This is a genomic window from Campylobacter hyointestinalis subsp. hyointestinalis, assembly GCF_013372145.1.
Taxonomy (GTDB): Bacteria; Campylobacterota; Campylobacteria; order Campylobacterales; family Campylobacteraceae; genus Campylobacter; species Campylobacter hyointestinalis.
Map to the genome: position 1 here is coordinate 783,543 of NZ_CP053827.1, position 12,441 is coordinate 795,983.

10 protein-coding genes, 2 tRNA genes and 1 pseudogene are annotated in these 12,441 nt (G+C 33.8%); 12 read left to right on the forward strand and 1 reads right to left on the reverse strand.

The window, feature by feature from the left end:
- Position 1 precedes the first annotated feature (1 nt).
- Positions 2 to 307, forward strand: coding sequence for an HU family DNA-binding protein (locus tag CHHT_RS04175; RefSeq protein WP_034961433.1), 306 nt, complete (start codon positions 2 to 4; stop codon positions 305 to 307).
- A gap of 81 nt (positions 308 to 388) precedes the next feature.
- Positions 389 to 475 (forward strand) — tRNA-Leu (locus CHHT_RS04180).
- 263 nt (positions 476 to 738) lie between these two features.
- On the opposite strand, the gene CHHT_RS04185 is transcribed toward CHHT_RS04180, so the two are convergent.
- A complete protein-coding gene (locus CHHT_RS04185; RefSeq protein ID WP_034961431.1) occupies positions 739 to 1,950 on the reverse strand; it encodes a multidrug effflux MFS transporter in 1,212 nt (403 codons plus the stop codon).
- A 186-nt stretch (positions 1,951 to 2,136) separates the two neighbouring features.
- On the opposite strand from CHHT_RS04185, the gene CHHT_RS04190 reads away from it, so the two are divergent.
- The 10 genes and pseudogenes from CHHT_RS04190 to CHHT_RS09395 form a co-directional block, all read left to right on the forward strand.
- Positions 2,137 to 2,213 (forward strand) — tRNA-Arg (locus CHHT_RS04190).
- Between the two features lie 193 nt (positions 2,214 to 2,406).
- Positions 2,407 to 3,852, forward strand: a complete 1,446-nt coding sequence (locus CHHT_RS04195) for an acetyl-CoA carboxylase subunit A (protein ID WP_034961428.1) — start codon at positions 2,407 to 2,409, stop codon at positions 3,850 to 3,852.
- 5 nt (positions 3,853 to 3,857) lie between these two features.
- Complete coding sequence (locus tag CHHT_RS04200) at positions 3,858 to 4,094, forward strand: hypothetical protein (protein WP_034961426.1); 237 nt, start codon at positions 3,858 to 3,860, stop codon at positions 4,092 to 4,094.
- The gene (locus CHHT_RS04205; protein WP_034961424.1) at positions 4,081 to 4,794 is read left to right on the forward strand and encodes an arginyltransferase; all 714 of its coding nucleotides are present in this window, start codon (positions 4,081 to 4,083) and stop codon (positions 4,792 to 4,794) included. The genes CHHT_RS04200 and CHHT_RS04205 overlap by 14 nt, the downstream gene beginning before the upstream one ends.
- A 43-nt stretch (positions 4,795 to 4,837) precedes the next feature.
- Complete coding sequence (locus tag CHHT_RS04210) at positions 4,838 to 5,662, forward strand: adenylosuccinate lyase (protein WP_034961421.1); 825 nt, start codon at positions 4,838 to 4,840, stop codon at positions 5,660 to 5,662.
- 44 nt (positions 5,663 to 5,706) lie between these two features.
- Positions 5,707 to 6,480, forward strand: coding sequence for a pyridoxine 5'-phosphate synthase (locus tag CHHT_RS04215; RefSeq protein WP_034961419.1), 774 nt, complete (start codon positions 5,707 to 5,709; stop codon positions 6,478 to 6,480).
- 48 nt (positions 6,481 to 6,528) lie between these two features.
- Positions 6,529 to 7,458 (forward strand): 4-hydroxythreonine-4-phosphate dehydrogenase, encoded by a 930-nt coding sequence (gene pdxA / locus CHHT_RS04220; protein ID WP_034961417.1) that lies wholly within the window; start codon positions 6,529 to 6,531, stop codon positions 7,456 to 7,458.
- A gap of 49 nt (positions 7,459 to 7,507) precedes the next feature.
- Positions 7,508 to 9,049 carry an inorganic phosphate transporter gene (locus CHHT_RS04225; RefSeq protein WP_064019730.1) on the forward strand — a complete coding sequence of 514 codons (1,542 nt, stop codon included), beginning with the start codon at positions 7,508 to 7,510 and terminating at the stop codon, positions 9,047 to 9,049.
- Between the two features lie 146 nt (positions 9,050 to 9,195).
- Complete coding sequence (locus CHHT_RS04230) at positions 9,196 to 11,991, forward strand: flagellin N-terminal helical domain-containing protein (protein WP_064019731.1); 2,796 nt, start codon at positions 9,196 to 9,198, stop codon at positions 11,989 to 11,991.
- A gap of 133 nt (positions 11,992 to 12,124) precedes the next feature.
- A pseudogene (locus CHHT_RS09395) lies at positions 12,125 to 12,385 on the forward strand (DNA translocase FtsK); the annotation flags it as partial.
- Positions 12,386 to 12,441 lie beyond the last annotated feature (56 nt).

A 12,441-nucleotide genomic window follows, 5' to 3' on the forward strand; every position in this document is an offset into this window, starting at 1 on the left:
AATGAAAAAGTCTGATTTTATAGATCTTGTTTCTAAAAAAGCAGGTCTTACTAAAAAAGATACGGCTGGCGTAGTTGATGCAGTTATAGAGTCTATAACTGAATCTTTAGCAAAAGGAAATGGAGTCAATTTTATAGGATTTGGCTCTTTTAGCGTTGTTGATAAGGCTGCTAGAGAAGGCAAAGTTCCTGGAAGTAACAAGACTTACAAAACTCCTGCTACAAAAGCTGTTAAATTTAAAGTTGGAAAAGGTTTAAAAGAGACCGTTTCTAGTGTTTGTGTTAAAAAATGTGGAAATAAAAAATAGTCGATTAGGCTATTAAGCAAATAAGATAGATTAAACAAAATTTAATCTATCTTATAGTAGAATGACCATTCTAAATTTTTAGCCCAAGTGGTGAAACTGGTAGACGCGCTAGACTCAAAATCTTGTACGGGCAACCGTGTGTCGGTTCGAGTCCGACCTTGGGCACCATTAACTTCTCTATTAACCCCGAATTTACCAATGTTTGAGCTAATTAAGGGTTCGAACTTTTCCTTACGATTTTCCACAAAATAAATCATTATGTTTTTTATATAATGGTAAAAACATAATTTGATTGCTATAAACTTTCCTTGAGATGAGATTATATAAAGAAAGCAATTAAAGTCTTCTTTATTTACTAAATAAATCTTTTTCATTGATCAAATAATTTTAATGTAAATACTTAGTAGCGACCAATAATGATAAATTTGCTATTATTGCCTATTTTTTATGCTAAATTTCTTTTTTCTCAAAGAAAAATATATGATGCAAGCTATCAAAACACAAGACGCCATCACTATGGCAAGTGGTAAGGGGTGATTTGCTCCTAGTGCTCCTGTTACAAAAGATATGATTCCAGCTATCGCAAACTCGACTGTTCCTAAAACAGCTGACGCAGAGCCTGATTTTTGTTTAAATCTTGCCATTGCAAGAGTCGTTGTATTTGGTACGATAAAACCTAGCGAACCGATAACTAAAAATGTACAAATCTCTACATATATAAATCCAAGCCCCATAAATCCGGAAATTGTTAATAAAATGGCCAAAGTAAGCATTGCTAAAAATCCATAAGGTAAAATTTGATACGGCGAGATCTTTTGTACTATTTTTGCATTTATGTTTGCAAATATAGTAAATCCTAAGGCATTTATTCCAAATAAAATTCCATAATCTCTTGCGCTTAGTCCAAAGTGCTCTGTAAATACGAAAGCAGATCCAGTAATATACGCAAACATTGCAGCCATCGCAAATCCGGCTGAAAATATGTATATTCTAAATCTTCTATCTTCTAGTATAAATTTATAGTTTTGCCATAGTGCTTTTGGGTTTAGGCTAAGTGTTTTATCTATTTTTGCACTTTTATCTAGCCAAAATATTATCATTAAAAGCAGTATTGCTCCTAGTACAAACAGCACGCCAAATATAAATTGCCAAGAAAAATATTCTAAAAATATACCACCAAAAGTAGGAGCAAGCATAGGTGCTAAAGACGATATTACCATCATCAAAGCAAATACTCCAGCGGCTTCTTTGACGTTAAATTTATCATTAACTATAGCAATAGCAATGACTACGCCAACACATCCGCCTAGTGCTTGGGTGAATCTGAAAAATATAAAAGCATAGATTGAATCAAAGCTAATACATGCCACGCTCGAAAGTATAAATACTAAAACGCCTATATAAAGAGGTTTTTTGCGTCCATAGACATCACTTACAGGTCCATATATCAGTTGTCCAAGCGAAAATGCTATGAAAAATGAAGCTAAAGAGAGTTGAGCTAGAAATGAGCTTGTGGCAAAGCTTTTTTGGACTTCGCTAAGAGCTGGTAGATACATATCAGTAGCTAGTGGAGCTAGAGAAGACATAAAAGCTAAGATTATTATGAGTTTAAATTTAGAAAATATGCTTGATTGCTCTTTTATTTATGATCCTGATCAAAGTTTGAGCGTGATTTTATCACTTTTTGCTTAAGCCAATTTGATATTTTGATAAATAAAATCATTTATAATTATATATCAACTATGTTATATGCAAAAATCAAATTTATAGCTATATTTTTGCTTTTTTTAAGGAAGTATTGTATATAATTTGCATTCTTTTTTATTAGTGCGCTCTTAGCTCAGCTGGATAGAGCATTTGATTGCGGTTCAAAAGGTCAGAGATTCGAATTCTCTAGGGCGCACCATTCTATTATTTTAATCAATTTATCAAAGATCTTATCCTAATTTTCGATGTATTTTGCATTTTCAGTGATGTTTTAAATTTTTACGTATCATCAAGTAACACAGGTATATTTTTACCAAATAAATAAGACAAAATTTAGCTAAAAATAATCAAATTTAGCTATCATTATGCAAAGATTTTACAAAAGGTTAGCAATGATACATAAAATTCTTATAGCCAATCGTGGCGAAATCGCAGTTCGTATAGTCAGAGCTTGTAAAGATCTGCATATAAAAAATGTTGCCATTTATACCGAGCCAGATCGTGAGTGTTTGCACGTAAAAGTCGCCGATGAAGCTTATCAGATCGGCAAGGATCCTATAAAAGGTTACCTTGATGCAAAAAGAATAGTCGAAGTAGCAAAAGCTTGTGGTGCGGACGCTATCCATCCAGGATATGGATTTTTGAGCGAAAATTATGATTTTGCAAAAGAAGTAGAAGATGCGGGCCTCATATTTATAGGTCCAAAATCTGAAGTTATCCGCAAAATGGGAAATAAAAATATCGCTAGATTTTTGATGAAGAAAAACGGAATTCCAGTCGTCCCAGGTACCGAAAAGCTAAATAATGAAACGATAGAAACTATAAAAACTTACGCTAGTCGTATAGGCTATCCAGTCATCCTTAAAGCAAGTGGTGGCGGTGGCGGTCGCGGTATCCGTGAGGTTTGGAGCGAAGACGAGCTTGAAAATAACTATGAAAGTTGTAAAAGAGAGGCTAAAGCATTTTTTAACAACGATGAAGTTTTTATGGAAAAATTCATCGAAAAACCTCGCCATATAGAGTTTCAAATTCTAGGCGATAATTATGGAAATTTGATACATTTATGCGAAAGAGACTGCTCTATCCAACGTCGTCATCAAAAAGTCATCGAGATAGCTCCATGCCCAACCATCAGTGAAGATCTAAGAAAGAGAATGGGCGTCGCAGCTGTTGCTGCAGCTAAAGCAGTCGGCTATACAAACGCTGGAACTATCGAGTTTTTACTAGATGATTACAATAATTTTTATTTTATGGAGATGAATACGCGTATCCAAGTAGAACACGGTGTTACCGAAGAGATCACGGGAGTTGATCTCATAAGTCGTCAAATCCGCATCGCCTCTGGTGAGATTTTAGATATAGAGCAAAGCGAAGTAAAACCAAGAGGAGTATCGATAGAAGCTAGGATTACGGCTGAAAACGTATGGAAAAACTTTGCTCCAAGCCCTGGAAAGATAACCGGATATTTTCCTGCTTTAGGTCCAGGAGTAAGAGTAGATAGCCATATATATCAAGATTACGCTATACCGCCGTTTTATGACTCTATGCTCGCAAAACTTATGGTAAAAGCAAATAGCTATGATCTAGCAGTCAGCAAGCTAGAGCGCGCCTTAGATGAGTTTAAGATAGAAGGCGTTACTACGACTTTACCATTTTTATTAGCTATCTCAAAACGCCGTCACTTTAGACGTGGATTTTTTGATACTAGCTATATTGAAGAGCGTTTGCAAGACATTTTAGAAAATACTCACGATGCTCATCAAGATAATAAAGAAGAAGTCATCGCAGCCATAGCAGCGGCAATACAAAAAGTAAAAGCCGATAGAAACAAGGAGTAGATCAAGTGAATGATTTTTTTGACAGTTTAAAAGGTATTAAAGACGAGCTTGTTAAAGAGCAAAAAGATAACAAACAACTAGCTCCTAAAAAACCAAAACCAAATCCAAATAGAGACGAGTTCAAAGATATCTTTACGGAGCCTGATGAGATAGAAATGCCAGATATTAAAGAACATAGGCTAAAAGATGAATTTATGGAATTTATAAAGCATTCGGATATAAAGAAGATTGAACGAGATTGATTTTTGTACTTTAGATGTTTCTTGCCCCTATCTTAGTGGCAAGAACTCTAGGACTATGTATAAATACGTGGATGGTTGCGATTTTGCTTACAACTCAAAGTTGGTAAAAGAAGGCTTTAGGAGATTTGGTAATTATTTTTCTACACCTATTTGTGATGGTTGCAATGAGTGCAAAAGCTTACGCATAGATGCTTTGAACTTTAAATTTACAAAAAGTTTAAGACGTGTCATAAGAAAAAATTCAGATACAAAAATACGCATTTCAAAGCCAAATTTATCAAATGAACATATAAAATTATATGAAAAATATCATAAATTTATGCACGAAAAACGTGGTTGGGAATTTCACGAGTTAAATTTCAACAGATATTATCACGTATATGTCGAAGGTGCTGGAAGTTTTGGCTATGAAGTTGATTATTTCGTAGAAGACAAGCTAGTCTGCGTAGATCTTATAGATCTAGTAGATGATGGGATAAGCTCGATTTACTGTTATTATGATACTAATTTTGCTCATCTTAGCCTAGGTAAGTTTTCTTTGCTTACTCAGATAAAACTAGCTTGTGAGCATAATCTTAGATGGATATATCTTGGATTTTACGTAAAAGGTTGCCCGAGTTTAGAGTACAAAGATGAGTATAAGCCTTATCAAATTTTAAATAATACAAACGGCGATCTTATTTGGGAGAATTTGGAATAAACTTTGCTTATTAATAGTCAAATATTTGTAAGTGAGGCTTTTAATGAACATAACTCAAACTCTAGAATCAATAACCATCACAATAGACGACGATAGTCTTTTTTTAAGTTTAGCAGATAAGATCAAAGAAAACTTTACGAATTCGATAAAAAGTAGAGATAAGGTTATCTTATTTTACAATGAAAACGAACTAGTGCAGCGCAAATATTTTTTAAAGCTTATAGGTAAAATATACGAAAAAACATCAAACGATAAAATAGATTTTTTATTTACCCATCATAAAAATATAAAACTTGTCTATAAAAAAGCGAACTCAGTCCAAATTTTGATCAATATAAACATAAAATTTGATAAAAATCATATAATTTTTGATTTAAGTAAAAGCGATGATATTTTCAACAAATACCTGATAAAATGTGTTGGGACTATGAAATACGAGTTTTTTAAAAACGAAAATTTGCTAAGTGTGAGCGTGGATAAAGCTGAAAAGCTTGATATTTTTGATAGCTTATTTTCATTTAAAGAGCATATCAAATACGCCGTAAATTTTAACTTTGATGAGGGCGAGTACGAGAGCTTTAAAAAGCGCATCAGAATTCAAAACTCAAAAAATTACGTAAGAAGATTTTCTATGCTTGCAAGCTTGCTTGAAGAGCATTTTGAGACACTTGGTTGTAATGCTAATGATGACTTTGAAACAGTTCGTGCAAAATACTTAAATTTAACCAAGATGTATCATCCTGATCGCCATTTACAAAAAACGATAGAAATTCAAAAGAACTACACCGATAAATTTCAAAAGATCGGACTAGCGTATGAAGCCTTAAAACCATACTTTAGAGAGCAAGATAACTTTATAAGTGCTTAAAGAGTATTTATGTATAATACGCCAAATTTAAAATAAGGATTTGTATGAAACTTGGCGTAAATATAGATCACGTAGCAGTTTTAAGAGAGGCTAGAGCGGTAAATGATCCTGATGTTTTGCAGGCTCTTTTTATCGCTGTTAGCTCAGGAGCCGATCAAATAACCATCCATCTTAGAGAAGACAGACGTCATATAAATGAAGCTGATGTTAAAAACATCATAAACTTAAGCAAAATCCCAGTAAATTTAGAATGTTCGATAAATAGTGAGATCGTAGATATAGTTTGCGCGCTAAAGCCTAGTAGAGCTACTTTGGTTCCTGAAAAAAGAGCTGAACTCACGACTGAGGGCGGACTGAATTTAAACTCGCCAAATTTGGCTAATGTTATCAAAAAATTGCAAGATAATGATATAGAAGTTTCGCTTTTCGTTGATCCAAATTTAGATGATATCCGTGCTTCAAAAGAGTTTGGAGTTCAGTTTGTAGAGCTTCATACTGGAGCTTATTCAAATACATTTTTAATGCTTTTTTCAAATTTAAGACATACAAAATATAGCGTAAATGGCTTAGACTTTTCAAAAAATGAATTAAAACAGATATTAAACAAAGAGATAAATAGGATAAAAGAAGCGGCAAAATTAGGTAAAAACTTAGGATTGAAAGTTGCCGCAGGACACGGACTAAACTATCAAAACGTAAAAGCTATCGCCAGTATAGATGAAATCTTTGAGTTAAATATAGGTCAAAGCATAATAGCAAGAAGCATTTTTGTAGGACTAAAAACAGCTATAAAAGAGATGAAAGAGTTGTTTATATAAGCAAATTAGTATAAATTTAAGTAAAATATAAGGTTGGTTTTTGTTAAAATGAGTGAACTACCAAAAATAGCCATAAGCGTTGGTGACATAAACGGAGTAGGTATCGAGATCGCGCTAAAATCTCATGAAGAGATTTCAAAAATTTGCAGTCCTGTTTATTTTATAAATAAATATCTTTTAGAAAATGCTGCAAATCTTTTAAAGCTTAAAATTCCAAGCGATCTTAAGATAGTAGAATGCGGTAAAAGTTTTAAGATAAAACCGGGTAAAGTTAGTAAGAAAAGTGGAAAGTTTTCGTTTATCAGCTTTGAAAATGCTCTGCTTTATGTAAAAAACGCCCATGCAAAAGCGCTTGTAACGCTTCCTATAAATAAAGAAAGTTGGAAAAAAGCGAGTCTTCCTTATGTAGGTCATACAGATGTTTTGAGTAAGCATTTTAAGAAAAATGCAATTATGATGCTTGGTTGCGATGAGCTATTTGTCGCGCTTTTTACAGATCATATCCCGCTTAGTGATGTTTCAAAAAAGATAGTTACGAAAGATCTGACTAAATTTCTACTAAATTTATACTCTTCTACTAAATTTGACAATGTCGGCGTTTTAGGTTTTAACCCACACGCAAGCGATAATGGAACTATCGGCAAAAAAGAAGAGGTCGCTATAAAAAAAGCAATACAAAAAGCAAATTTGACACTTAAAAAAGATATCTTTAAAGGACCTCTTGTTCCAGACGCAGCATTTAACAAAAATTCGCTTAAAAGCTGCAATAGACTAGTAGCCATGTATCATGATGGCGGACTGGCTCCTTTAAAAGCACTATTTTTTGATAGATCTATAAATGTGAGTTTGGGGCTACCTATAGTTCGCACTAGTGTAGATCACGGAACGGCGTTTGATATAGCTTATAAAGGTATAGCAGATAATAAAAGCTATTTAGAAGCTGTCAAATTTGCTATAAAGTTACAAAACTGTAGCTAATTTTAAGAACAAAAAGCTATAATACAAAATATAATTTTGGAGGTGTTTTTTGTCAAGAGATAATCTCTTTGCACTTACATTTTTCGTAATTTCAGTTGTTGCTTTTTTTATGTGGGGTTATAGTTATATTCCTAGTAATCATCTATTATTATTCATTTTAGCAAGCGTTTTTGGTCTATTTATGGCTTTCAATATCGGTGGAAACGATGTTGCAAACTCATTTGGAACTAGCGTTGGTGCTAAGACTCTTACTATCAAACAAGCTCTTATCATTGCAGCAGTTTTTGAACTAAGCGGTGCAGTTTTTGCTGGAGCAGAAGTTACAAATACTATTAGAAGCGGCATAGTCACCCTCCCAGATGAGATCATAAATCCTATGAGTTTTGTAGTGGTTATGATATCGTCTTTGTTTAGTGCTGGTGCGTGGCTTTTTGTAGCTACAAAAAAAGGTTTGCCCGTCTCTACGACACACTCTATAGTAGGTGGTATAGTTGGAGCTGGACTTACTATGGGTTTTGTGTATTATGGTAATGGCAGGGCGTTTGAAATGGTACAGTGGAGCGAGATAGGACGTATCGCTCTTAGCTGGGTCGTGTCTCCTATAATGGGTGGAGTTGTTTCGTATCTTATATTTGGCTACATCAAGTCAAAGATCATTATTCCTTCTACTATTTTACAAGGCAAATTAAAATCTATAAAAAGAGAGCGTAAGCTATACAAAGATCAATACATAAAAGATCTATCAAACAAAAGTGAAGCTGAGCAGATAAGAGAGCTTAGACGGATCGCCATTACCGATGAAGAAGAGTGTGAGGGTAGCGAGTGTGAATTTAGAAATAAGATAAAATCTATGAAAGAGCGCGAAAAGAGCTTTGATACGACATTTTTTATGCGCGCTCATATACCTATGGTAGCTGGCGTGGCAGCTATGATCATATCTGGGAGTATGCTTTTTAAAGGTTTAAAACATCTGAATTTCAACCTGAGCTCTATCCAGACTTTATGGATCATTTTTGTTATAGGTATCGCGGCATATCTAGCTAGCTTTGCTATAGTAAATTTGATGAAAAAAGATAGCCCGCAAAAAAGTATAAATAGAATTTTCGGCTGGTTTCAGATATTTACGGCTTCATCATTTGCATTTTCTCATGGAGCAAACGATATAGCAAACGCAGTAGGTCCGTTTGCTGCGATTCTTGATGTTTTGAAAAACAACTCTATAAATGAAAGCTCTCCTGTTCCTGGTGTTGCTATGGCGACATTTGGTATAGCTCTTGTAGTTGGGCTTTGGTTTTTAGGTAAAGAAGTTATCACTACAGTTGGCTCAAAACTTGCCGAGATACTTCCTACTACTGGTTTTAGCGCTGAACTCGCCGCTAGTATAGTTATACTTATCGCTACCAAAATGGGACTTCCTATCAGTTCTACTCACGTTCTTATCGGTGCAGTTTTGGGTATTGGGGTTTACAATCGCAATGCAAATTGGGGTATGCTAAAGCCTATCGGACTTGCTTGGATCATCACTTTACCTGTTTCTATGATAGGTTCTGCCGTCGGATATCTTGTTATAAAAAATATTATGGGACTTTAAGCCTCAAACTAAATTTGGGGCTAAATTTAGCCTTTATTTCTTTTTATTATATTTTTATCATATTTATCTAAAATTTAAAACTGTCGATTTACTCAAGTGGAACTTAAATTGCTTGAGTAAATTTATAAAAAGATTTAGGAGATAAAATGAGAATTACAAATCAACTAACAAGCTACAACACGCTTTCAAACTATCAAACAAGCTTAAAAGATATTTATGATTTAAATCAGCGATTTGACAGTGGATTAAAAATTCAAAACTCCTACGATGATAGTGGAATTTATGTAGATGGAACAAGACTTGAGTATGAGATAAATTTACTTGAACAAGTCAAGGAAACTACTACAAAAGCTACCGAATTTTCAAAAAACTCTGATCAAGCGTTAAATGATTTCGTAAAACAACTTGAAAATTTCAAGACAAAACTTATCCAAGCAGCAAACGATATACACGATGAAACATCAAGAAATGCTATAGCAAATGATTTAGAAAGTATAAAAACTCATCTGATAAATATAGCAAATAGTTCTATAAACGGTCAATTTTTATTTTCAGGAACGGCGCTTGATACGAAGCCTATCGATTCACTTGGAAATTATTTAGGAAATAACAAGCAAATATCTGCAAATATAGGTCCTAACCAAACTACTGCGTACAATATAGACGGCTATACTCTATTTTTGGGAAAAGACAATGACTATAAAAATATCTTGACGACAAACATAGGACTTGTAAATAATATAGATAAAATTCGAGATAACGCCGCTACTAATTACGTCACGGCAGATAATCAACTAAAAGATATCATAGGTGGAAACTATCGCTCTGAAGCGCTTAAAAATGAAATAGGCAATATGAACCCAGATACCGATTTTACCGATACTACAAAATTAGCCGATACGACATTTTTTATGCAAGGAAGAAAACCAAACGGTGAAACGTTTGCTACTAAATTTAAAATGTCCGCTGATTCTAGTGTGCAAAGCTTGCTTGATAATATAGGTTACGCTTTAGGCAATGATAAAAATGGTAAAAATAAAATAGTCGATGTTAGTATAAATAACAGTGGACAAATAGAAGTAAAAGATCTAAAAAGTGGTAATCAACTTATGGATTTTAGCATATTTGGACTTACTGACGCTGAGAATGTTGAAACATATACAGTAGGCGATAAAGATATAGTGATAGATCCAGCAAGCCATGCTGACTTCAATGTAAAAAAAGACGGTAATTCTTTAGTGTTTGATAGTACAACTACTACTGGTATGAAGTACACTATAACTCAAAATGCCGATGGTACTATGAAAGTAGATGCGACAAATAAAGCTACAGGTGTTACAAACACTACAAATAATATAAATTTGACAGGGGATAAATTTGTATTAAATCCTGCTGATTTTGCAGGTGGAGTAGATGCAGGCGACTTTAAAGCTTACGACAAGGCAAATGCGCAAGCCCTATCTGCAAAAGGTAGCAGAGATGAGAATGGAAAATGGGTATCATCGGCAAATTTAACAAATCTTGATAATATAGAAGAGAATGTAAAAAACGGTTTAGTTTATATGACCGAGTTTATAAAAAGCGGATTTACCACTAGTACTGGAGCAAAAAGTACAAGCGCTGATTATAATGAACTAAGATTTGAAAAAAATAGTAATGTGCTAACAGGAAATGTATCTCAAATCGTGAAAAATACAAATGAATTTGCTACAGATGCTACAAAGCTTAGTGAGGTAGCCGGTGGAGATCTAAAAGCGGATCCAAATAGCAATATAACTATGAATATTCATTCTAAAGATGGAAATAACTATAAAGTTCAGATAAACTTTACGGATGCAAACTCAAATCTTCCTACAAATTATCCTACTCTAAGCATAACAAGAGTCGATGCGAACTTTGAAGAGATACCAGGAACAAATCCAGTCTATAGCGGAAATATATATACTGGAAAATATAACGATGTTACAAAAACAACAGACGGCGTTAAAACAGAAGCGAATGATATAAGCTATAAACAACTAGGAGATATTATATCAATGGTAGCAGCTGGAAATTTACCAACTGGAGACTCTGTAACTGCTACAAATAATATAAATAATCTCACAAATGCAGATATAACAACAACTGCCGGTATAGCAAATGTCTTAAAAGCAGGTGTTGCAGATCCAAATGTACAAGCTGCGATAGACGCGGCTGTCGGTACTTTGACTTTACCATTAGCCGATCTAAATACTGCTAAAAGCGCTGTAAAAGACGCTCTTTCTAGCAATAATGATTTTGTAAATTCAATGTATTCATCTTACAATAAAGCAGTAGATAACGCTGGCTCTAGCGTGAGTGCCGGACTAAATTATCGTGGAGAGATGCAAATAACAGACAAAAGCGGTTCTGCTACAAATATAGAGATTTCTATGTTTGAAGAAAATAGCGCTGAGTTTGGTGATATGTGGGCAAGAGATAACGCGGGTAATTTTATAATAGACGCAGCAGGAAATAGAGTAGTAGCAGATACATCTACAAAACAAGGATCTCTATTTAGTTTTACGTCAAATAACGCTATAGCTATTGATGAGCCAAGTATAGATATATTTAAAGATCTTGATGAGATGATACAAGCTGTTAGAAATGGTAGCTATAGAGCCGATGCTAACGCGGAAAATCCTAGAACTACTGGAGTTCAAGGCGCTCTTAAAAAGATAGATCATCTTAAGGACCATATCAACAAACAACACACTCAAATCGGTTCATATACAAATTTACTTACTAGTACAAATGATAGAGTAAGTACGCTCAAAGTCAATGTTTCTACAGTAAAATCAGAGATTATGGATGCTGATTACGGTGAGACTTATATTATGTTTCAACAAAGACTAATAGGATATCAAGCTATGCTGCAAGCGACATCTAAGATAAACCAAGTTAGCTTATTAAACTATATGTAAAAATTATTTAGTTATAATTATAAGCTAACTTTTAAATCAAGGATTTGATATTTTACGTGAAATTTGGCTTATTATAAGCATTTGTATTTTACTATTTTTTGGAGTTTCTACTATATTGCCAAATGCTTCTTTTGTGGGAAGCGTTGGCAATCTTATAGGAAATTGGAACTATAAACTTTTTGGCTTTATCTCTTACGTATATCCGTTTTTACTCATATATCCAGCGGTTTTAAACTATAGAAATTTTAAAAAGCTAAATTTGAAATTTGTAGGAAATATCGTAGGCACCGTACTACTTTTCTTTTCTGTTTTGCTTCTTTTATCTATGTTTTCTAAAAGCTATGGAGGCGCAGTAGGAGCGTTCATCATAGATTCGCTTATATCTGTTATAGGAAGTGTAGGAAGTGTAGTTTTTATACTTATGATATTTTTTATTGCATTTGGACTTGC

Excerpts from the sequence above, each read along its gene's own strand:
- CHHT_RS04175 (WP_034961433.1), top strand. The coding sequence starts at position 2 with ATGAAAAAGTCTGATTTTATAGATCTTGTTTCTAAAAAAGCAGGTCTT.
- CHHT_RS04195 (WP_034961428.1), top strand. The coding sequence starts at position 2,407 with ATGATACATAAAATTCTTATAGCCAATCGTGGCGAAATCGCAGTTCGT.
- CHHT_RS04210 (WP_034961421.1), top strand. The coding sequence starts at position 4,838 with ATGAACATAACTCAAACTCTAGAATCAATAACCATCACAATAGACGAC.
- CHHT_RS04215 (WP_034961419.1), top strand. The coding sequence starts at position 5,707 with ATGAAACTTGGCGTAAATATAGATCACGTAGCAGTTTTAAGAGAGGCT.
- pdxA (WP_034961417.1), top strand. The coding sequence starts at position 6,529 with ATGAGTGAACTACCAAAAATAGCCATAAGCGTTGGTGACATAAACGGA.
- CHHT_RS04230 (WP_064019731.1), top strand. The coding sequence starts at position 9,196 with ATGAGAATTACAAATCAACTAACAAGCTACAACACGCTTTCAAACTAT.